This is a genomic window from Planotetraspora sp. GP83 (genome assembly GCF_041262585.1).
Classification (GTDB): Bacteria; Actinomycetota; Actinomycetes; order Streptosporangiales; family Streptosporangiaceae; genus JAOEGB01.
Genome location: NZ_JBGCBZ010000011.1, coordinates 126985 through 147607, shown reverse-complemented (window position 1 = coordinate 147607; position 20623 = coordinate 126985). Strand labels below are relative to the sequence as shown.

Annotated in this window: 16 protein-coding genes; 6 read left to right on the top strand and 10 right to left on the bottom strand. The window is 66.7% G+C overall.

What is annotated here, in order from left to right:
• The first annotated feature begins 36 nt into the window (after nucleotides 1–36).
• Nucleotides 37–897, top strand: coding sequence for a LysR family transcriptional regulator (locus ABH927_RS17610; protein WP_370022797.1), 861 nt, complete (start codon nucleotides 37–39; stop codon nucleotides 895–897).
• Here the strand turns inward: ABH927_RS17610 and ABH927_RS17605 are convergent.
• The gene (locus ABH927_RS17605) at nucleotides 890–2044 is read right to left on the bottom strand and encodes an MFS transporter (RefSeq protein ID WP_370022794.1); all 1155 of its coding nucleotides are present in this window, start codon (nucleotides 2042–2044) and stop codon (nucleotides 890–892) included. The two genes, ABH927_RS17610 and ABH927_RS17605, sit on opposite strands and share 8 nt — an antisense overlap.
• 400 nt (nucleotides 2045–2444) lie before the next feature.
• Between ABH927_RS17605 and ABH927_RS17600 the strand changes: the two genes are divergently transcribed.
• The gene (locus ABH927_RS17600) at nucleotides 2445–3158 is read left to right on the top strand and encodes a hypothetical protein (RefSeq protein ID WP_370022792.1); all 714 of its coding nucleotides are present in this window, start codon (nucleotides 2445–2447) and stop codon (nucleotides 3156–3158) included.
• A 74-nt stretch (nucleotides 3159–3232) separates the two neighbouring features.
• On the opposite strand, the gene ABH927_RS17595 is transcribed toward ABH927_RS17600, so the two are convergent.
• Nucleotides 3233–3517: a hypothetical protein gene (locus ABH927_RS17595; RefSeq protein WP_370022791.1), complete on the bottom strand. Its 285-nt coding sequence runs from the start codon at nucleotides 3515–3517 to the stop codon at nucleotides 3233–3235.
• A 56-nt stretch (nucleotides 3518–3573) separates the two neighbouring features.
• On the opposite strand from ABH927_RS17595, the gene ABH927_RS17590 reads away from it, so the two are divergent.
• A complete protein-coding gene (locus ABH927_RS17590) occupies nucleotides 3574–4359 on the top strand; it encodes a MerR family transcriptional regulator (RefSeq protein WP_370022789.1) in 786 nt (261 codons plus the stop codon).
• A 36-nt stretch (nucleotides 4360–4395) separates the two neighbouring features.
• On the opposite strand, the gene ABH927_RS17585 is transcribed toward ABH927_RS17590, so the two are convergent.
• The 3 genes from ABH927_RS17585 to ABH927_RS17575 all read right to left on the bottom strand — a co-directional run bounded on the left by ABH927_RS17585 (nucleotide 4396) and on the right by ABH927_RS17575 (nucleotide 7930).
• A complete protein-coding gene (locus ABH927_RS17585) occupies nucleotides 4396–5592 on the bottom strand; it encodes an FAD-dependent monooxygenase (protein ID WP_370022787.1) in 1197 nt (398 codons plus the stop codon).
• 222 nt (nucleotides 5593–5814) lie between these two features.
• Nucleotides 5815–6555, bottom strand: coding sequence for a DUF899 domain-containing protein (locus tag ABH927_RS17580; protein ID WP_370022785.1), 741 nt, complete (start codon nucleotides 6553–6555; stop codon nucleotides 5815–5817).
• 505 nt (nucleotides 6556–7060) lie between these two features.
• Complete coding sequence (locus ABH927_RS17575) at nucleotides 7061–7930, bottom strand: LLM class flavin-dependent oxidoreductase (protein WP_370022783.1); 870 nt, start codon at nucleotides 7928–7930, stop codon at nucleotides 7061–7063.
• A gap of 1138 nt (nucleotides 7931–9068) precedes the next feature.
• On the opposite strand from ABH927_RS17575, the gene rpoB reads away from it, so the two are divergent.
• The gene (gene rpoB / locus ABH927_RS17570) at nucleotides 9069–12536 is read left to right on the top strand and encodes a DNA-directed RNA polymerase subunit beta (protein ID WP_370022781.1); all 3468 of its coding nucleotides are present in this window, start codon (nucleotides 9069–9071) and stop codon (nucleotides 12534–12536) included.
• A gap of 210 nt (nucleotides 12537–12746) precedes the next feature.
• Here rpoB and ABH927_RS17565 read toward each other — a convergent pair whose 3' ends face one another.
• On the bottom strand, nucleotides 12747–13007 hold the full coding sequence (locus ABH927_RS17565) for a hypothetical protein (protein WP_370022779.1): 261 nt from the start codon (nucleotides 13005–13007) through the stop codon (nucleotides 12747–12749).
• 819 nt (nucleotides 13008–13826) lie between these two features.
• On the opposite strand from ABH927_RS17565, the gene ABH927_RS17560 reads away from it, so the two are divergent.
• Nucleotides 13827–14981: a ferredoxin reductase gene (locus ABH927_RS17560; RefSeq protein WP_370022777.1), complete on the top strand. Its 1155-nt coding sequence runs from the start codon at nucleotides 13827–13829 to the stop codon at nucleotides 14979–14981.
• Between the two features lie 11 nt (nucleotides 14982–14992).
• Nucleotides 14993–16102, top strand: a complete 1110-nt coding sequence (locus ABH927_RS17555; protein ID WP_370022775.1) for a fatty acid desaturase — start codon at nucleotides 14993–14995, stop codon at nucleotides 16100–16102.
• Nucleotides 16103–16279: 177 nt separating this feature from the next.
• Here the strand turns inward: ABH927_RS17555 and ABH927_RS17550 are convergent, their stop codons facing one another.
• The 4 genes from ABH927_RS17550 to ABH927_RS17535 are packed head-to-tail and all read right to left on the bottom strand — an operon-like array spanning nucleotide 16280 to nucleotide 20608.
• Nucleotides 16280–17767, bottom strand: coding sequence for an aromatic amino acid lyase (locus ABH927_RS17550; protein ID WP_370022773.1), 1488 nt, complete (start codon nucleotides 17765–17767; stop codon nucleotides 16280–16282).
• Complete coding sequence (locus ABH927_RS17545) at nucleotides 17764–18567, bottom strand: hypothetical protein (protein WP_370022771.1); 804 nt, start codon at nucleotides 18565–18567, stop codon at nucleotides 17764–17766. The genes ABH927_RS17550 and ABH927_RS17545 overlap by 4 nt, the downstream gene beginning before the upstream one ends.
• Nucleotides 18564–19556, bottom strand: coding sequence for a PfkB family carbohydrate kinase (locus tag ABH927_RS17540; protein ID WP_370022769.1), 993 nt, complete (start codon nucleotides 19554–19556; stop codon nucleotides 18564–18566). Before ABH927_RS17540 ends, ABH927_RS17545 begins: the two co-directional genes overlap by 4 nt.
• Nucleotides 19553–20608, bottom strand: coding sequence for an ADP-ribosylglycohydrolase family protein (locus ABH927_RS17535; protein ID WP_370022767.1), 1056 nt, complete (start codon nucleotides 20606–20608; stop codon nucleotides 19553–19555). The genes ABH927_RS17540 and ABH927_RS17535 overlap by 4 nt, the downstream gene beginning before the upstream one ends.
• Nucleotides 20609–20623: the final 15 nt, after the last annotated feature.

Genomic DNA, 20623 nt, shown 5'->3' with positions numbered 1-20623 from the left:
ATCACCCTGGGCTCTCACCGGATGAGGGAGAGTGCGATGGAGTTACGGCAGATGGAGGTCGTCGTTGCGGTCGCCGAGGAAGGGGGGTTCACGGCGGCGGCGCGACGTCTGCACGTGGTGCAGTCAGCGGTATCCGGTACGGTGCGCGGTCTGGAAAAGGAACTGGGGGTGCGGCTGTTCGACCGGACCACACACAGGGTGGCGCTGACCTCTGCAGGCGAGGTGTTCGTCTCGGCGGCCCGCACAGCGCTGAGAGCGGCGGAGCAGGCCAGGGAGGCTATGGACGCCGTGCGTGGCCAGTTGCGAGGGGTGATCACCGTCGGAATCATGCAGGGGGTCTGGGCTGGTTTGCATCGCGCTCTGGCCGCTCTGCGGGCGGAGCATCCCGGAGTGGTGGTCCGCCTGCGGCAGGCCGCTGTGGCCGACATCCGGCAGGCGTTGCGTGACGGCTCGGTGGACCTGGCCGTGGTCGCGCTGGACCAGCAGCAGCAGCGTGGCCTGGTGACTCGGTTGCTGTCTCGCGAGGAGATGGTCCTTGTGGCTTCACCCGCGAGGGTGTTCGCCGAAGAGGACCGGGTGACGTTCGCCCAGATCGCCGATCTCCCCATGGTCGACTTCACGCCCGGCTGGGCCATCCGGTACGCGGTCGACCGGGCCTTCCGTGCCGCCCTCATCGAGCGCGGCACCACCTTCGAGGTGAACGACATCGTCGCGGCGTCCGAACTGGTCCGGCACGATCTCGGAGTGTGCGTCATGCCGGTGTCGATCGCCGCGCGCTTCCCCGACCTGGTCGTGCGCCGGTTCACCGAGCACGCGCCGAGCTGGAACATCATGGTGGTCAGGCCCGGGGGGCAGGAATCCCCTGCGGTGACAGCACTGATGCGGCACATCACCTGAGCGCTCGGCGTTCCGAGGTCCAGTAGATCAGGGCGAGCAGGGGAAGGGCGGCGCCGACGGCGGCCACCGCGATCCAGCCGCCGGCGTGGTAGGCGATGGAGCCGACCTGTGATCCGAGCGCGCCGCCGACGAAGAAGATGGCGATGAAGGCGCTGTTGAGCCTGGCACGTGCGGTGGGGTCGAGCTGGTAGATGGTGTGCTGGCCGAGGATGAGGGTGGTCTGCACGGCCACGTCGATCAGGACGGCCGCGAGTGCGATCAGGATGATGTTGTGCTGCCCGAAGCCTGCGAGTGCGAAGGCGGCTGCCGCGACGGCGAAGGCGATGCCGGTCATCGGGCGTACCAGCTTGCGGTCGGCCCAGTGTCCGGCGAGCGGTGCCACGGCCGCTCCTGCTGCCCCGACGAGCGCGAAGATCCCGACCCCGATGGGGGAGTAGCTGAAAGGGGGGCCGGTGAGGACGAAGGACACGGTGGTCCAGAAGGCGCTGAACGCACCGAACATGGCCGCCTGGTACAGGCCTCGGCGCAGCAGGGCGGGGTGGGTGCGCACCAGCCGGAAGGTCGAGTGCAGGACGTGCGTGTAGGTGATGTCGGTGGTGGGGGCGTGCTGCGGCAGAGCTGATCGCAGGGCCAGGCCGAGCAGGGCCATCAGTACGGCGGAGCCGAGGTAGACCACGCGCCAGCCCGCGATGTCGGAGACCAGGCTGCTGAGAGTCCGTGAGAGCAGGATGCCGGTCAACAGTCCGCTCATCACCCGGCCGACGATGCGGCCTCTAGCGTGGTCGGGAGCCAAACTCGCCGCGAACGGCACGAGGATCTGGGCGACGACCGAGGTGGACCCGCTGATCAGAGAGGCGATCAGGAGCATGGGAAAGCTTGTCGCGACACCCGCCACCGCCAGGGCGGCGGTGGTGACCGCCAGCAGGCCGGTGACCAGCCGGCGTTTCTCGAGCCGGTCGCCGAGCGGGACCAGGAAGAGCATGCCCGTCACATAGCCGACCTGGGTGACCGTGATGAGCAGGCCGGCCGTGGCCGTGCTGATGTGAAAGACATCCCGCATCGAGGGCAGCAGGGGCTGGGCGTAATACAGGTTGGCGACCGTCATGCCAGTGGCCACGGCCAGCAGCGCGACCAGCCATCCCGGCACGCCCGGTGCCTCACGCGGAGGTAGGGATCGGTCCGGGAACTGTGGTTCGACGGGAACGGCGAGGGGGGCCTTCTCTGGGACGGGACCGCGGCCGCGGCTCGGGCGGAATCGGGTTCGCGGTGGCAAGCCGTCTTTCTGGGTGCTCATGCCGATACAAGCAAACGGTCACGGCCGAGGAATCCCTCTTCGCGGCGATGGCTGGCGATGATGCTTATCTCCGCCGGAGATGACCGACCGCGGCGCGCGTGATCGCCCGCCGGATGGACTGACCGCGGGCAGGAGCATGAACCGGCCATCTTGCGGGGCCCAATACAGATGATCGCATCTCATTCTGCGCTGGTTGTGAGCAGAATCCTTACTGAGGCCACAAACGGACGACATGACTTGGAGACACGTGCGGATGCACGAGGAAAAGCTGGTCCTTCGGGATGGATACCGGATGGCGGGCCTCTGGGTGCGTGTATGTCTCCTGGTCGTGCTGCTGTGGGGTGGTCTCGTAACCGTTCTCAGCGCGACTTCTCTGGAGCGCTCTGCCGCGAATTTCCAGGCCGCGCTGCGCGCCGGGGAGGTCACGTACGTGATCTACGAAAACGATGGCGATTGCCTGGAGGACTTGCGTTGGTCCACCAGTCCACTCTTTTGGTACCACGTGAAAGAGCCATGGCAGCTGACCTACAAGAAGAACGATTTGATTCACGATCTCAGCACAGCGGGTTCAGATCCGGTCGTACGGCGGATTTCGAGGCGCAACGAGGGACTGTTTCCTGATTGGCCGTTTCACGTTCCCGTTCCCCGCGTGAGCTGGCTGGTGAAGATCGCTTGGCTTGCTGCTCTCGTGATTATGCTCGGTACAGCGCGGCCCCGCCTCGGCAACCGGTGGGCCTGGTTCTGGCTTTTCACAGTTGGTGAGATCGGAGCCATCCTGTTTTTGTTCTTCGAACCTCATACGATCTGGCGCGGGCTCGGACCTCAGGGGCGGTCCTATGTTGGTCGGATGGGTGGTGGTCAAGGCTGCGTCATGGCCATCTGTTTTAACATGATGACCTCTGCCCTTGCCGCTGTGGGAATCGCCGGCGTGGTGCAGACCGTGTTCGAGGTGCTGGCTCTTTCCTGACGGCGCTTGAGTCACGGCCGCACGATGGCGTCCGCAAGCCCGCGCCTCGATCGACATCGTCGGTGCAGCCACTGTCACGGCGTGTCCTTCGCCGGGCCGGCGAGCAGCCGATCGAGCTCGTCGCCGGCCTCCTCACACCCGGCGTCCGAGAGCCGCTGCAGCTCCCGCAGGTCACCGACAGCGACCGCCCGGCGGGTCAGCAACCGCCCTGCGTGCTGGCAGCCCTCGTCCAGCAGGTCGTGCAGTTCGTCGAGGTCACCGCGTGCCTCGGCGAGGTCGGCCAGCCGGTCCAAGGCCTTCTCGTTGCCTTCGTCGGCCAGTGCGCGCAGAGTGTCACGATCGGCGTTGAAGTTTGTCATGCCGCATATGCTCCAACCTTTCCCTTAGGGCAAGGTCAAGTGCGAGAGCATGGGTCGTGCTCACCATCGGACAACTCGCCCGGTACGTCGGCGTGTCGACCAAGACCATCCGCGTCTACCACGACAAGGGACTCCTGCCCGAGCCCGACCGCGACGCCTCCGGTTACCGTCGCTACACCGCCCAAGACGCCATCGAGCTGATCAAGATCCGCACCCTGGCCGAAGCCGGAGTCCCGCTGGCCAAAATCCTGACTCTCAAGGACGCGCCGGACGAAGCCTTCCGAGGCGCCCTCACTCAGATCGACGGCGACCTCACCACCCGTATCCGAAGCCTGCGCCACACCCAACGGCGGCTACGGGAGCTCGCCTCCGGCCACACCCGGCTCCTTCCCACCAAGGTCGACCGCCACCTCCAGCGGCTGGGCGCGCTCGGCTTCAGCGAGCGATGGGTCGCGATGGAGAGCGACCTGTGGATCCTCGTCTTCGCCACCCACCCGGACATCGCGCACGAACTCTTCCGAGACCAGGCCCAGGCACTGACCGACCCCACCCTCCGGCAGCTCTACCTCGACTACGACCACGCCTACGACCTCGACCCGCGGGACCCCTCCCTGGCCGACCTCGCGCGACGCATCGTCGGCGCGACCACGGATCGATACGGAACCGGTGACCTCCCCGGACAGGCGACCGCCTCGGAGATCCCCGGCCTGATCCAAGACGCCGTCAACGCCTCATCCCCTGCCTGGCAACGACTCGACACACTGATCCGCGACAGCCTTCGCCGCGAACCCGCACCTCTCAGCGCCCGAGAGCCGGCGATGCGAGCAACCGCACGCCCTTGACCATTGATTCGAGCGTCGCGAAGTGGCCATGAAGGCCTACGCGCCTGTTCTGGCGCCCCCGACGTAGTGCTTGAGCGTGATGTGATTCGCGGCGCTGGTCGTCATCCTGTTGAGGACGCCCACGAAGAGCCGGGAGGCGAGAATCTTGTAGATCGTGCCGCGTCGCTGGATCTTCTTCGCGGTGGACGGGGCGAAGAACGGCCCCACACCGGCCGCTACCCGCTGGCACGCTTTCGCGTAACCGCGGATCTGCTGCTCATACTGCGGGAAGGCCACGGAGTGGTCGCCGCTGGCCGCCGCCAACTCCCCGGCCAGCACGTACGAGGAGATCATGGCCATTCCGGCACCCATGCCGCCGGTAGTCGCGCCGTACCCGGCGTCGCCGAGCAGTGCCACGCGTCCCTTGGTGTAGTGGTCCATCTGGACCAAGCCGATCGTGTCGAAGTAGAACTCGCGCGCGTCCGGGAGCGCGGCCACGAGATTCGCGCTTTGCCAGCCCATCCCGGCGAAAACCTCGGCCACGATCCGCTTCTGCGTGGCGACGTCGCGCCGGTGGTAGTCGAGGGGCTCGGCGGCGAAGACGCACATGGCGTTGGCCTCGCCGTCCCGCGTGCCGTACACGAGCATGCCCCGCCCCGGCTCGCTGTAGAGCACCGACTCGGCGTGGAGCCCGAGGTGGTTGGGCGCGCTGAACAGCGCCACGTAATAGCCGGAGGATTTCACGAACCGCGACTCGTCGCCGAAGGCCAGCCGCCGGACGTTGGAGTGCAGCCCGTCAGCGCCGATGACCAGGTCGAAGGTTCGGGGAGCGCCGCGCTCGAAGGCCACGTCCACCCCTGTGGAGGTCTCGACCATGGACGCGATGGAGTCGCCGAAGAGGTACTCGACCTTGTCGCGGGTGCGCTCGTACAGGAGCCGGCTCAGGTCGCCGCGAGCGATCTCCACCTCGCCGCCGGTGAACGAAGCCGGCAGGCGCGCCTGCTCGGCACCGTGAGCGTCGAGCAGGATGAGCGGCCCAGGCGGGGTTCGGTGGCGCTTGATGTCATCCAGGATCCCCATCCGCTTCAGCATCGTCAGGTGCGCCTCGCCGCGGAAGTCCACGGCCTGACCGCCCTCACGCAGGGTCTCCGCCCGTTCGACCACCGTCACGTCGAACCCGTACTGGTGCAGCCAGTACGCCAGCGCCGGACCGGCGATGCTCGCACCGGAGATCAGGATGCACTTGCTCTTCATGTCGCAGTCCCCTCGGGTCGTCCACCTTGACGAGCCGAGGTTCGTGGACCGCACTGACCGATGGCTTACGAGTCGCTGACGGTCCCAGGGACCGAGCTGACGCGGCCGTGACCGTGGCAGCTCCCTGCCGGCCGCCCGCCCGCTGACGTGGGCGGGCGAGGCGGCTGATCGATGGGATCCGGTCACGGTCCGTGTACACCGCGGGAAGATCGACTCGATCGCTCAGTGACACTCCGGGTCGTGGTGCGAATGTCCCGCCTCATCGGCGTACTGGTCGTGGTAGGGGAACTCGGTGACATAGCGCTGCCGGCCGAGCGGTGTCAGGTCCAGATAGTGGTACGTGCTCAACAAGACCTCGGGGCCGCGCCCGTATGTTGAATAGGTGTGTAAGACGGTGTCATCTTCCCGGAAGAAGACGCTCATGCCGTGCGCGTCGCCCTCGCCCAGGAACGCGATGCCCTCGCGTTCCAGCGTCGCCTTGTCCTTGTAGTTATATTCGACGGGTGCGACGGACTCGTCATTGGTGACGTGGAAGTCGTAGTTGAAGTCGGTTCCGGCCGAGGAGTACCACGGGATCGTCCACCCCATTCGCGCCCGGAACGTCTCGATCTTCGTCAACGGCGCGCGGGAGACGAGTACGAACGTGGTGTCACTGGCATGCAGGTGGCCCAAACGACCCACGTTGTCGACCGCGAACGAGCAGCTCGGGCAGCCGCCCTCCCAGCTCGGATCGAACATGAAGTGGTAGACGATGAGCTGGCGGCGGCCCTCGAACAGGTCGACCAGACGCGCTTTGCCCGCAGGGCCTTCGAACGTGTACTCCTTGTCGATCCGGACCATCGGCAGCTCGCTGCGACCTGCGGTGACCGCGTCCTGCATTCGCGTGACTTCCTTCTCCTGTGCCAGCAGCTTCAGCCGGGCCGCCAGCCACTCGTCACGGGACACCACCCGTGTAACAGTCATGATGTGCTCCTCACGGGACAAAGACACGTTGTGAATAACCGGTAGAACCCGCAACCGCCGACATCGGCCCATACCGGCGGGCCGACCAGGCGGTGCGTTGAACGGAGTAAACCTAAACGCCACCACAGGAGATTGTCACCCCTCCCAACGAGCGGGACATGCACAAAACCAGCCCATCAGTAAACCGGAATGCCGCGTGGCGCAGATCAGAGGAGCCGCCTCGTTCAATTCCGGGCACACTCGCTCAGCCAACCGCTGGTCGGCAGTCGTGCCACACGTCCGCCGTAGCCATCACCGCACGAATGCCTCGCCGGTGTTGTCCACGGAGCGAGCCGGTGCGGGTCGCGGGAAACGCGGACCCTGGTTCGGCGGGCGGACCTCGCAGGACGTCGGCGTCAGCCTGGTGCACGCGCCGGTGTGGGTCTTGCTGCCGGGGTTGATGGGCTGGTTTTGGCGCTCGGGCGGGATGTTGAGCAGGTCGCTCTCGTATCGCGGACGTGTCCGGCTATGCGAGCGTCTCGGCGAAGCGGTCGATCTGCGCGATGTCTGCGGACCAGCAGTAAAAGATAATCTCGTCGGCTCCGATGTCCGTCAGCCGGTTGAGGGCGTCGCGGACCTCGCCCGCGGTGGTGAGCATCCTCTGCACGGCCGTGTCGGTGTAATTGGCGGGCAGGTTCATGTACTGGGGTCCGCTGTAGTAACGGCGGATGTGGCCGCGCGCCTCTTCGATGGTCTCGTCCGGGCCGAGCGCGGCGTTGAGCTGGGCGACCAGTTTGGGGCGGCCGGTACGGCCGGCTGATCGCCATGCCTGCTCGGCGGCGCGGAAGAGGCGGTCCATGTCGGCCATGGGTGACGCGCACAGCAGGCCGTCCCCGAAGCGGGCGATGCGCTGGATGGCGGCCGGGGCGAAGGCGCCGAACAGGACCTCTGGGCCGCCGTGGCGTGTGGGTGCCGGGCCGATCGGCCCGATCTCCTCCCCGTACGGCTCGCCGGACCAGATGCGGCGCATGTCGGTCATGATCTCGTCGAGGCGTGCCCCACGGCCATGGGTGTCGATCCCCGCGGCCTTGTAGTCGTCGCGCCGGGCGCCGAGCCCGATGCCGAGTGTGAGGCGGCCGCCGGACAGGCGGTCGAGGGTGGCGACCTGCTTGGCCATCAGCGCGGGTTGGCGAAGCGGAGCGAGCAGCACTTCGGTCTGCACGCGGATCCGGCCGGCGGCACCCACGAGTGCGGCGAGCGTCACCAGTGGTTCTGGGTTGTCGTACACCAGGCGATCCAGCAGGGCGAGGGTGCTGAACGGCCCGGCGTCCGCGCTGCGGGCCCAATCGAGCAGAACCGGTGGATCGCTGATGGGCAGGCCAAGGCCGACGTTCATGGATCACACCCCCGTGGTCCACGCTACTCGCACCATGAGCTCCCGCCGTCCTGGATCACGGCCCTGCGCGGCTCGTCACCATAAGCCGATCGACAGCTCAGACGGCTCCCGCCGCGAGCTGGAGCCGGTTCGGTCGCGAGTCATTACGAATAAAACAATATTTGCCCTTGTGATGTTGACATGAGCCCTCCGTCATGCATTGCGTGGAAGGAGGTGGAGGGAGATCGCGCATTTCAGGGCGGCGTCCACCATCGACGGCCCGGAGCCGGCACCAAAATTTCTATACGTTAATCAAGGATGGTTTCGATGAACAAGGCATGGAGATGGCGCTTCCTGATTCCTCCCGCCGCGCTCATTGCGGCGCTCTTTGGGGGGACAGGAACAGCATCCGCGAGCCAGATCGGGTACGCGCAGCCGATGATTCACAGTGCGAATTCCGCGACCATCTCGGCTGCTGCTCACTCCGACGACGACCCGGAAGGGGCGCAGGCCCCTGGGATCGGCGATTTCCCAGATCGCGCTACCCCGGGTGGTCATGCTCACCGGTAGTGGTGCTCTCATGCGGGTTACGGCATGTCGCTGCCGGCGTTCGGAGGAGCCATCAAGCACTGAGTGACGGCGGATTGGTGGGCTTCGCCGTACAGCGTGGGCTCGTGGGCACCTTATGTGGACGACGTGACCGTCCTCCCGGATACCCTCGTCACGCTGCTGGCCGACAGCAGCTGACGGGGACCGCGGATCTGGCGAAGGAGTTCATCCAGAATGCGCTCCGTACGAACGGCCCGCTTCTCTCCTCCTCCGTGCCCGCGCCGCCCAGCGCGTCCGCCGCCTTGTTCAGCGAGTCGTCGGCGCGGAACCCGAGTCCTGGAGCATGGGCACCCGCGCCTCGGCGTCCTCCAGAAGGAGCAGTGGCCGCCAATGCATTGTGCCTGCTGCCGGGGAGAAGTTGACGAGGCCACTCCGGCTGTGGCAAGCTGAAGGTGGCACTGAGGTTGACGCTTACAGTACGTATGGACACGCGTTTGTCATTTGCGTTACGCTGCTCCCTCGCGCCGTATATCGACGCCCCTGGGTTCCGCCCGGGGCGTTTGGCGTGCGCGCAGTTCGATTCCATCCGTGCTCTCCGGAAGGACATCTGTTGGCAGCCTCGCGCAACGCCTCCGCCGTGCCCGCTGGTCCCCGTCGCGTGTCTTTCGCGCGTATCGAGGAGCCGCTCGAAGTTCCCGACCTTCTGGCCCTGCAGACCGAGTCCTTCGACTGGCTGCTCGGCAACGAGAAATGGAAGGGCCGGGTCGAGGCGGCTCGCCAGGCCGGGCGCAAGGACGTTCCGGCCCAATCCGGTCTCGAAGAGATCTTCGAGGAGATCAGTCCCATCGAGGACTTCTCCGGAACCATGTCCCTGTCGTTCCGGGATCACAGGTTCGAGCCGCCCAAGTACTCCGTAGATGAGTGCAAAGACAAGGACATGACCTACTCCGCCCCGATGTTCGTGACGGCGGAGTTCATCAATAACACCACCGGTGAGATCAAGAGCCAGACGGTGTTCATGGGCGACTTCCCGCTCATGACGTCGAAGGGCACGTTCATCATCAACGGCACCGAGCGTGTCGTGGTCTCCCAGCTGGTGCGGTCCCCGGGTGTCTACTTCGACCGTTCGGTCGACAAGACCTCCGACAAGGACCTGTTCGGCTGCAAGGTGATCCCGTCTCGTGGCGCCTGGCTCGAGTTCGAGATCGACAAGCGTGACAGCGTCGGCGTGCGTATCGACCGCAAGCGCAAGCAGCCCGTCACGGTGCTGCTCAAGGCGCTCGGCTGGACGACCGAGCAGATCCTGGAGCGCTTCGGCCAGTACGAGTCGATGCGGGCCACCCTGGAGAAGGACCACACCTCCGGCCAGGACGACGCCCTGCTCGACATTTACCGCAAGCTGCGTCCCGGCGAGCCCCCGACCCGGGAGTCCGCCCAGACGCTGCTGGAGAACCTGTACTTCAACCCGAAGCGGTACGACCTGGCCAAGGTGGGTCGTTACAAGATCAACAAGAAGCTGGGCGTCGACTCCGACATCACCCAGGGCACGCTGACCGACGAGGACATCGTGGCCACGATCGAGTACATCGTCCGGCTGCACGCCGGCGAGGACTCGATGCCGGGCGCCAACGGCGAGGTCATCGTCGAGGTCGACGACATCGACCACTTCGGCAACCGCCGCCTGCGCAGCGTCGGCGAGCTCATCCAGAACCAGGTCCGCCTGGGCCTGGCCCGCATGGAGCGCGTGGTGCGCGAGCGCATGACGACCCAGGACGTCGAGGCGATCACGCCGCAGACCCTGATCAACATCCGCCCGGTGGTGGCGTCGATCAAGGAGTTCTTCGGCACCTCCCAGCTGTCGCAGTTCATGGACCACACCAACCCCCTGTCGGGGCTGACGCACAAGCGGCGCCTGAACGCGCTGGGCCCCGGTGGTCTGTCCCGTGAGCGGGCCGGCTTCGAGGTTCGTGACGTGCACCCGTCCCACTACGGCCGGATGTGCCCGATCGAGACCCCGGAAGGCCCGAACATCGGTCTGATCGGCTCGCTGGCCTCCTATGCCCGGCTCAATGCCTTCGGTTTCGTCGAGACGCCGTACCGCAAGGTCGTCGACGGGAAGGTGACCGACCAGATCGACTACCTGACCGCCGACGAGGAAGACCGCTACGTCAAGGCGCAGGCCAACACGGCGCTCAACCTCGACGGTTCGTTCGCCGAGTCCCGCGTCCTGGTCCGCACCAAGGGCGGCGAGACCGAGCTCGCACGTGCCGAGGAGGTCGACTACATCGACGTGTCGCCGCGCCAGATGGTGTCGGTTGCCACCGCGATGATCCCGTTCCTCGAGCACGATGACGCCAACCGCGCGCTCATGGGCTCCAACATGATGCGTCAGTCGGTGCCGTTGCTGAAGAGTGAGGCGCCGCTGGTCGGCACCGGCATGGAGTACCGCGCCGCGACCGACGCCGGTGACGTCATCAACGCCGAGAAGGCGGGTGTGGTGGAGGAGGTCTCCGCCGACTACGTCACGGTCATGAACGACGACGGCACGCGGACCACCTACCGGGTCGCCAAGTTCAAGCGGTCCAACCAGGGCACCTGCTTCAACCAGAAGCCGATCGTGGCCGAGGGCGACCGGGTGGAGGTCAATCAGGTGATCGCCGACGGTCCCTGCACCGACACCGGTGAGATGGCGCTCGGTAAGAACCTGCTGGTGGCGTTCATGCCGTGGGAGGGCCACAACTACGAGGACGCGATCATCTTGTCCCAGCGTCTGGTGCAGGACGACGTGCTGTCCTCGATCCACATCGAGGAGCACGAGGTCGACGCCCGTGACACCAAGCTGGGCCCTGAGGAGATCACCCGGGACATCCCGAACGTCTCCGAGGAGGTCCTGGCCGACCTCGACGAGCGCGGTATCATCCGCATCGGCGCCGAGGTCACGACCGGTGACATTCTCGTCGGCAAGGTCACCCCGAAGGGTGAGACCGAGCTGACGCCCGAGGAGCGGCTGCTGCGCGCGATCTTCGGTGAGAAGGCGCGTGAGGTGCGTGACACCTCGCTGAAGGTGCCGCACGGCGAGTCGGGCAAGGTCATCGGCGTCCGGGTGTTCTCCCGTGAGGAGGGCGACGAGCTTCCGCCCGGTGTGAACGAGCTGGTCCGCGTGTACGTGGCGCAGAAGCGTAAGATCACCGACGGTGACAAGCTCGCCGGGCGTCACGGCAACAAGGGCGTCATCTCCAAGATCCTCCCCGTGGAGGACATGCCGTTCCTGGAGGACGGTACGCCGGTCGACATCGTCCTGAACCCGCTGGGTGTGCCCGGGCGAATGAACGTCGGTCAGGTGCTGGAGACTCACCTCGGCTGGATCGCCGCCCGAGGATGGGACATCTCCGGCATCCAGGAGGCCTGGGCCGAACGGCTGCGCGACAAGGGCCTGACCAGCGTCGAGCCGCGCACCAACATGGCCACCCCGGTCTTCGACGGCGCCCACGAAGAGGAGATCATCGGGCTGCTCGACAGCACCGTCCCCAACCGTGACGGGGATCGGCTGGTGCAGCGCAGCGGCAAGGCTCGGCTGTTCGACGGCCGCTCCGGCGAGCCGTTCCCGCACCCGATCTCGGTCGGCTACATCTACATCCTCAAGCTGCTCCACCTGGTCGACGACAAGATCCACGCCAGGTCGACCGGCCCGTACTCCATGATCACCCAGCAGCCGCTCGGCGGTAAGGCGCAGTTCGGCGGCCAGCGCTTCGGTGAGATGGAGGTGTGGGCCCTGGAGGCGTACGGCGCCGCCTACGCCCTGCAGGAGCTGCTGACGATCAAGTCCGACGACGTGCTGGGCCGCGTGAAGGTCTACGAGGCCATCGTCAAGGGCGAGAACATCCCCGAGCCGGGCATCCCCGAGTCCTTCAAGGTCCTCATCAAGGAAATGCAGTCGCTCTGCCTCAACGTCGAGGTGCTCTCCAGCGACGGCATGTCCATCGAGATGCGCGACACGGACGAGGACGTCTTCCGCGCGGCGGAGGAGCTCGGCATCGACCTGTCCCGGCGCGAGCCGAGCAGCGTCGAAGAAGTCTGACGGTCCCCATGCGCGACCCGCGGGTGTCGGCCCGCGTCGGAAGAAAGGTGGTCGTCTCCGGCGCGGGTCCGACACGCTGCCGGCGCGCGCGAGGCCGCGGCCAAGTGTTGGACGTCCTCCAATGCACGACCTGCGGCACGGCGCGGTCACGATGGCGCTGGCCGCGCTTGGATCTGCCGGTGGGGCCCGAAGCTTCCCGTGTAACCGCTATCACAGGTACTGGCCCGCTTCGGCGCCAGCCGTCTTCAACACCCGGACCGAAACGACGTTGGTCAGGTTGAAGACCACGCCGTTCACGTCGCCCTCGCCGCCATATCTCGCCCTTGTCAGCACTAGGCCGCGCCGCTCATCCATGGCACGGGCGATCGCCTCCAACGCCTCGGGTTCCCCATCGAAATCCCCGCTTACCAGGGATACGTCTTCCCCGCTCACCAGGTGAAACCGCATGATCAATACGACGTTGTCAGGCATGGCCGGCCCCCTTCCGCCGAATCCACAAGGGCACCTTCCCAGCGTCGACCGCTGTAAGCACATGGCTTCCGCATCCACCTGCCGCCGTTTGGGATCCTGACGGTCTGGCGTGCCTCGGTCACGAGGCGGAACGGGCGTCTTAGCGGACGGTGCCGGAAATGGCAGCTGCGATTTTCCACTCCTGCCGGTAGTCGGGGTGCTGGTCGTGGATGCTCGCTGTTTCCCGCGCCTGGTCGTAGTTGGCTTCGCCGACCTGAGCATGCCCGCTTGACCGCAGCGGAGCGCGTTTCCTCGGGGACGTCCATTGGCGTCTGCGCGACCCCGGCCCTCGTGTCTTTAACCGCGGGGCCAAGGGCGTGGTCAGCCGGCGACGTCGAGCTCGCCGTGGACGACGGCATGGGCCACCTCGGACAGACGTAGGCCGCGTCTGTGTGCGTGGATGCGCAAGGAGCTGGCGACGTCATCTTCGGAGTCTCCGCGTGGGCTCCACGCCGAGCAGGCGGGGCTGGGGCGGCTTCCACCCGCCCACGTCCCGTCGGCAGAAGCCATTACCAGGCCTGAACCGCTTCCTGAGCCATCCTGGGCACGTCACCCAGCGTGCTCGACCTGCACGACGGGTACCACGACCCCATCGACGTCCCGATTGTCGAGTGATGATGAGGCCATCGGTGCCGGCCGCAAGGGACTTGTGCGCCGCACGCGGCGCTTGGCTGAGGATCGAAGACGATGAGCGATCTGTAAGACGAGGTTCGGGCCCGGGCGCCAATGCCGTGGCTCGTGTACCGCTCTCGGAGGGAAGGCTCCTTGACCGTTCCGGACGTGACCGCATACCGCATAGCGCCATCCAGGCCGACGGTCCTGCGCCGGTTGGCGTTGGCGGCCCGGTGGCTGACGACACCGTTGCTTCCCGGGGACTACCTCGGGCTCATCAACCCGTTCTGGTCCACGGAGGAGCTGTGCGGCCGTGTCGAGGCGGTGCAGTACGAGACCGCTGATGCGGCGACCCTGGTGATCCGCCCAGGCCGGGGGTGGACCCCGCATCGCTCTGGTCAATGGATGCGGGTCGGCGTGGACATCCAGGGACGGCGCCATTGGCGCGCCTATTCGCTGTCATCACCCCCGGGAAGGCCTGATGGCTGCGTCACCATTACAGTGAAGGCCGTGCCGGGCGGGCTCGTCTCGGACCATCTCGTACGGCACACACCTTCCGGGACGGTGATCAGGCTGGGCCGGCCAGAGGGCGAGTTCGTCCTCCCGGTGCCGCCACCACCGCGTCTGCTGTTCCTGACCGCCGGCAGTGGCATCACCCCGGTGATGGCGATGCTGAGTGACCCGCTGACCGGCGCGGAGCCGATGGGCGGTGGCCGTGGAGAGGCAACGTGGACGGGCTCCGCCCCTGACGCGCCATTTCCGGGTACGGCATCCGACGTGGTGCTGGTGCACTCGGCGCCCACGGCCGAGAAGGTGATCTTCGGAGGGCGGCTTCGGGAGTTGGCCGCGCGATCCCCGCATCTGCGGCTGCACGAGCGGCACACGCGGACCGGAGGGCGGCTCCGGCTGGCGGATCTGGACGGCCTGTGCCCGGACTGGGCGGAACGCAGCGTCTGGGCCTGCGGGCCGACCGCCATGCTCGACGAGATCGCGGCGCAGTGGGCCGGGCCACCCGATCGGCTGCACGTCGAACATTTCCGCCCTATGCTCCCGGCCGCCGACGGTGAGGGCGGCCGTGTGCGTTTCAGCAGGAGCGGCCGGGAATTGGACGCCGGCGGCGTAACCCCGTTGCTGACCGTCGGCGAGGACGCGGGGGTCGTCATGCCCAGTGGCTGCCGCATGGGCATCTGTTACAGCTGCGTCGTCCGGCTTCGCTCGGGGCGGGTGCTCGACCTGCGCACCGGCCAGGTTCACGGTGACGAGGGCGACCTGATCCAGACCTGCGTGTCGGCCGCCGCCGGCCCCGTCGAGATCGAACTCTGAGAGGAACACACATGCCTGGCGCATCCCGTCTCACCCCGGCCGAGGTCGAAGAGTTCGGCCGAGAACTCGACAAAATACGCGATGAGGTGCTCGCTAGTCTGGGCGAGCGGGACGCGCGGTACATCCGCGGTCTCGTTGTGACACAGCGCAAGCTGGAACTCGCCGGCCGGGCGCTGCTGTGCGCCTCCTGGCTGCCGCCTGCGTGGATCGCCGGAACCGCCGCACTCGCCACCGCGAAGATCCTGGAGAACATGGAGATCGGCCACAACGTCCTGCACGGGCAGTGGGACTGGATGCGCGATCCGAAGATCCATTCGACGACGTGGGAGTGGGACATCGCCTCCCCGGCCGGCCAGTGGAAGCACTCCCACAACTTTGTCCACCACACCTGGACGAACGTGCTAGGCAAGGATCGCGATATCGGCTATTCGATGTTGCGGATCAGCCCCGAGCAGCGATGGCACCCGGTTTACCTCGCCCAGCCGTTCTACAACGCGTTGCTGGCGCTCTTCTTCGAGTACGGCATCGCGATATACGACCTCGAATTGGAGCGGATCCCGTCCGGGGAGAAGAGTTTGAAAGAGGCGCTGGCCCAGCTACGGGCGGTGGCGGGAAAGGCGCGGCGCCAGGTCGTCAAGGACTACGTCGCCTTTCCGCTGCTCGCCGGTCCGGCCTTCCTGCCCACCCTGCTCGGCAACCTGAGCGCGAACCTGACCCGCAACGTTTGGGCCCACACCATCATTTTCTGCGGCCACTTCCCTGAGGGCGCCGAAATATTCACCGAGGACCGGCTCGAGGGCGAGACGCGAGGGGAGTGGTACGTCCGCCAGCTTCTGGGCTCATGCAACATCGAGGGCAGCCGCATCTTCCACATCATGAGCGGTAATCTGAGCCACCAGATCGAACATCACCTGTTCCCCGACCTGCCGAGCAACCGCTACGCCGAGATCGCCCCGCGGGTCCGCGCGCTGTGCGTGAGGTTCGGCCTTCCCTACACATCCGGGTCACTCGCCCGGCAGGCGGGCTCGGTCTGGAAGCGTGTCCTGCGGCTGGCATTGCCGGGGCCGGCACTGCCACCGGCGATCGCGCCCCCGGCCTCGGAATTCAAGGCAGTGGCATGACCAGCGACGCTGTGCGTCTCCGCGGTGAAACGAGAGAAGAGCGGCTCGCCGGGTCCCTTGCCTTCCGCATGGCGGAGCAGCAGCGAGTTTTTCGGCACCGACAGGTTCAAAAGGGGGGACGTCGCCTGTTGCCCTTATCGAGGGGCTGCTGTGGATTGTTGGGTTAGCGATCGGATGTCAAGGGAGCCTAGATGAGGGTGTGGTTTGCCGGATGGTGTAGGGCGCCAATGGGCCTTCGCCCGCTTCGATGGCGGCCGACATCGATGCCAGTGCTTTCGCTTGCTCGTCGCCGAGATTGCGGAGGCTGGATACCACGGGAAATAGCTTTCGGATTGCATCGAGCAGCGCACCCTGTTCGCGCTCAAGGGGCGTATTCCCCAATGACAGTGCTTGAGAGGCCGTGACGGCGGCGGTGACCACGGTTGCGTCAAAGCAGGCGGCGACCTGGCGCTCCATCCTGAACGCAAGTGGAGCGGGGATGCCGACGTCGTCCTGTGTGGATGCCGCTAGCTCCCACGGATTAAGAAGAGTGGGCTGGGCGAGACGTTGCATTTCAGCGACGAAGTCGTTGGGTACGTATTCAAGATATGTTGTGGAACTCCCGGTCACGTAGTTGGTTCCGGGCGGAAGAAGCCTGTCGGGCAGTCCCGACGCCCACCCTTGATGAGCCCGGATGATCAACAGGTGCAGCATCGATCCCAGATTGGTCCATGCTGTTGCCATCTCGTCGAGCGCTGGTGCGACAAGCGCGTTGTGGTACCCGCCGTGGGAAATCACGCGCCCGAACGGGTGACGGGGGGACGGGGGCAGATACGAGGGGTTGGAACCGCGCTCGTGCATGCACAGTTCAGCGATCTCCTGGAGGTTGGCGACGGCGCGTCGTGCGGCGCTCACGAGATAGAAGACGGAAGCGAACAGTTCAAGCGCGGACGGCGAATTAGGCCCGGACGGCTCGCCGCCCAGTTCGGCGAATCGCCGCGCGCCCGTTTCGTCCGCGTCATCCCAGTGCCTCTGTGTGGCCGCGGCCGCGGCGAGATCGGTGCAGCCGAGCGCGGTGAGCAGCAGGGCCAGGACTCGCTCCACGAAGGCGAGCCGCCGCGGTGACAAGATCGCGGCACAGGCCGCCATCGCTGCGCTCAGGGGAGATCCGTTATCGCCGTTGCCCGCTCCGAGCCCGTGATCGGGTTGGAGGGTGAGGTGGCTGAACAAGGTGAACAGCGACATCAGCTCGCCGCCGGCGGTGAGTCCTCGCTCGGGCAGGCTGGGAACGTCGCCGTCGAGCATTCGCGCGATGGCTTCCGCCTTGCGGGGATCCATCGCGGTGTGGCCTTCGATCAGGATCGCGAGCTGGCAGAAGATCGTGCCGCGGGACACATAGCTGGGAAGGTCGGGGCCTCCGAAGGACAGCTTGGCCCACGGTTGCGTCGCCAGCCGGGCACGGGCCTCGTCGAGGGAGTACTGCTTTTTGGCGTCGGGTCCGCTGCCGCTGGTGACGCTGTAGATGAACTTCCCTGCGTTCTGCTCCAGGAAGCGCTGGAATGCCTCGTGGCCCCGGGTGATCGACTGCCGCGCTTCTTCGCTGAGCGTGACGGACTCTCCATGGAACGCTACCGCCTCGAAGGACTCCAGGGAGAAGCTCTCCTTGCCGCGCAGGGTGAGGGTCACGCTTCCTCCGGTTGCGATATCTCGGACTCGAAATCGTCCGCGAGCTCACGGGCAGCCTCAACGTGGTTGAAGCGTTTCAGGAGGGCCCGCACTCGGTCGTGGAGTGGCTGCAACGGGTTCTCGCGATCGTCGGTGTTGGCTGCGGCGAGGGCCCCGATCGCGAGGCAGGCGAACGCTCTGCCGGCGTCCCGGCCCGCGGCTTCGGCGGCGTGCGCCGCCTGAGCTTTCGCGTCGGGGATGTCGGGGAGGATGGACTCGGGGCGGTAGTGCAGGACCATGGGGGTACGGCGCGCCCGGCCGCGGGCCTGGTCGACGGCGAGGGCGGATTCGTGCAGCAGGGGAGACGGGTTGCCGCCCTCACGCGGCAAGGCGGCATGCATCTTGTCGGCGAGCAGGGCGAGGTCTGCCCACAGGGCAACATATTGGTCCAGGACAGGAGTCACCATCGAGGGCGGCACAGGCCGCGTCGGGGCCCCGATCGAGGTCGCGAGCGTGGATGCGCGGGATACCAGGCGATTGGCGCTCATGAGGACACGGGGCACGACACGGAAGCTCACCGGGGCCTGATAGTTGAACTCCGCTTCACTTATCCGGGGTAGCAAGCTCGACAGGCGTTCGAGTACCGGCCGTGAGTACGAGTCCGGCCACACTTGTGCCAGGTCCGGGTCATACGCCTCATAGGGTGCCCTGTAGGCGGCGATCGCCGAGGCGAAGACCTGCACACAGATGTCGAGGCGCCGCTGTGGGCGATGGACGAGTTGCTCCAGCCAGTACGCGGGCCTGTCGTTCGAGTCGATCATGACAGCGGTTGATCCCCTCGGCCGGCGACCAGCCAGGTGAATTCCGGTGTCCGGGTTGCCGCGTCGACGATCTCGTTCATGGTGGGCTTGGCACTGGGGCCGCGTCGCTCGACGTTGAGCGACGCGGCGACGTTGGCCCAATGGGCGGCTCGGTAGAGGTCATCTCCGACCGCGAGACGGGCGACGAGCGTCGCAAGGTGCGAGTCGCCGGCCCCGGTGGTGTCCACAACGGTTGTCCTCCGGGCCGGCGCGTGGGCGACCTCGGTGCCGGAGGCGATCCAGGCACCGCTGGCGCCGGCACGGACGATGACCGCGACGCCTCGGGCTGCCAGCGCTACCGCGGCGGCAGCCGGCTCGTCGAGCCCGGTGAGGGCTGCTGCTTCGGCCATGTTCGCGCTCAGGATGTCGACCCGGTTGAGGATGCGGGACAACCGGTCCCGGGGGATGCTGGACACGAGCGGGCCTGGGTCGAAGACAAGGAACGTGGTCGGCGGGAGGGTTCCGACCCACGAGGCTATCGACTCGCCGGACACGGGATAGCAGAGGTCGTAGCCGGACACGCAGACGGCGTCGCCGGCCGCGATCGGCAACATAGCGAGATCGTTGGTCCCGATGGTGGCGTCCACACCGGGCATCGTCGCGAAGGTTCTCTCCCCGTCGGGCTCGATGAAACCGACGCAGAAGCCGCTGTCTTGGCCACAACGAACCGGAAGAAGCCGGTGAATACCGACCTCGTCCATATCGGCGGCGATCTTCACTCCGTGCGGGCCGTCGCCGATCAAGCCGCCGTACGCGGCGGGCAGGCCGAGGCGCCGCGCGCCAACGAGTACGTTGAATCCGGCTCCTGTGGCGTGCAGGTAACTCGAGGAGATGACGTCGCCGCCCCGTGTGGGCAAGTGGTCGACGTAGAGCAGGATGTCCACGATCGCACTGCCGACCCGGACGAGTCTGCTGATCGGGAAGGACGGAAACGTCGCGGTGGTCGTCATCGGTTCACGGTTGCGAGGCGGAGATCCACGAGGGAGTCGGATATCTTCCGCAGATTTACGTTGTTGACCGTCTCGAGGTGGGCCAGGGCGCCATCGGGGAACGCCTCTGGAGTCACACCGGCGCCGGTGATCGCGCCGGTGATCGCACTGACGGTGTCGGTGTCGCCGCCGAGCTGGGCGGCGGCGAGGCAAGCCTGCCAGGGGTCGTTCGGCCATCGGGAGGCAAGTGCGAAGGCCGCGGCGACCGTCTCCTGGGTTTGCACGCCTGTGCCGACAAGCCGAGACACGCGGTCGATGACCTGATCGACGGTGAGGTCGGCGACGTAGTCGACGGCCCACTTGATCCGTTCTCCGACATCGGAGCCGTTGAAGTGGTGGCCCCGCTCCGCGCCGGCTTCGGCCGCGGCCAGTGCGACCTGCAGCGCCTCGTCGAAGGAGCACCCCTCCAGGCGGTAGGAGATGGCGGCGGCCACCGCTGACGCGCCGGCGATGGCGACGCCGGTGTTGTGCGTCGGCGCACACGCTTCCTGCACCTGGTCGATCAAGGTCTCGAGATCATCGGCGCGGAAGGCGATGCCGATGGGAGCGATGCGCATCGAAGCACCGTTTGTGGCGCCGTAGCTGCCGGCATCGTCGATGGCCGCACCGTTCAAGATCGCGTCGATCGCCTTGCGGGATGACGGGCCGAGCTGCTCGGTCCCGTTCATCTCAGCCTCCTTGGCCCAGGCGGCCAGCATCTCGACGAAGCGGTGGGCATCGATGCGGCCGTGGCCTTCGACGAGCAACTGGGCCAGCATCAACGCCTGCTGTGTGTCGTCGGTGTACTCGCCGGCCGGCCGCCCAGGGCTGATCGGGTTCTCCTGGGGGCCCGGCTCGAACCCGGTCAACGTGGGGAACAGGCGAACCACGGTCTTGCGCGGCAGCATCTGCGTGGGCATGCCGAGCGCGTCGCCGACGGCCAGGCCTGCCAGCGTGGCGTGCGCGCGCTCACGCAGCGCGTCGACTTTGGACGGCGTGACCGGGGCGCCGGGGGCGGGAGGGAGGCTAGACATGCGGTGAATGGTCCT

Bases quoted from the DNA above. Each gene is read 5' to 3' on its own strand.
- ABH927_RS17610 (WP_370022797.1), top strand. From the start codon at position 37: ATGGAGTTACGGCAGATGGAGGTCGTCGTTGCGGTCGCCGAGGAAGGG.
- ABH927_RS17600 (WP_370022792.1), top strand. From the start codon at position 2,445: ATGCACGAGGAAAAGCTGGTCCTTCGGGATGGATACCGGATGGCGGGC.
- ABH927_RS17595 (WP_370022791.1), bottom strand. From the start codon at position 3,517: ATGACAAACTTCAACGCCGATCGTGACACTCTGCGCGCACTGGCCGAC.
- ABH927_RS17585 (WP_370022787.1), bottom strand. From the start codon at position 5,592: ATGAAGAGCAAGTGCATCCTGATCTCCGGTGCGAGCATCGCCGGTCCG.
- ABH927_RS17580 (WP_370022785.1), bottom strand. From the start codon at position 6,555: ATGACTGTTACACGGGTGGTGTCCCGTGACGAGTGGCTGGCGGCCCGG.
- ABH927_RS17575 (WP_370022783.1), bottom strand. From the start codon at position 7,930: ATGAACGTCGGCCTTGGCCTGCCCATCAGCGATCCACCGGTTCTGCTC.
- ABH927_RS17565 (WP_370022779.1), bottom strand. From the start codon at position 13,007: ATGCCTGACAACGTCGTATTGATCATGCGGTTTCACCTGGTGAGCGGG.
- ABH927_RS17555 (WP_370022775.1), top strand. From the start codon at position 14,993: ATGCCTGGCGCATCCCGTCTCACCCCGGCCGAGGTCGAAGAGTTCGGC.
- ABH927_RS17545 (WP_370022771.1), bottom strand. From the start codon at position 18,567: ATGATCGACTCGAACGACAGGCCCGCGTACTGGCTGGAGCAACTCGTC.
- ABH927_RS17540 (WP_370022769.1), bottom strand. From the start codon at position 19,556: ATGACGACCACCGCGACGTTTCCGTCCTTCCCGATCAGCAGACTCGTC.
- ABH927_RS17535 (WP_370022767.1), bottom strand. From the start codon at position 20,608: ATGTCTAGCCTCCCTCCCGCCCCCGGCGCCCCGGTCACGCCGTCCAAA.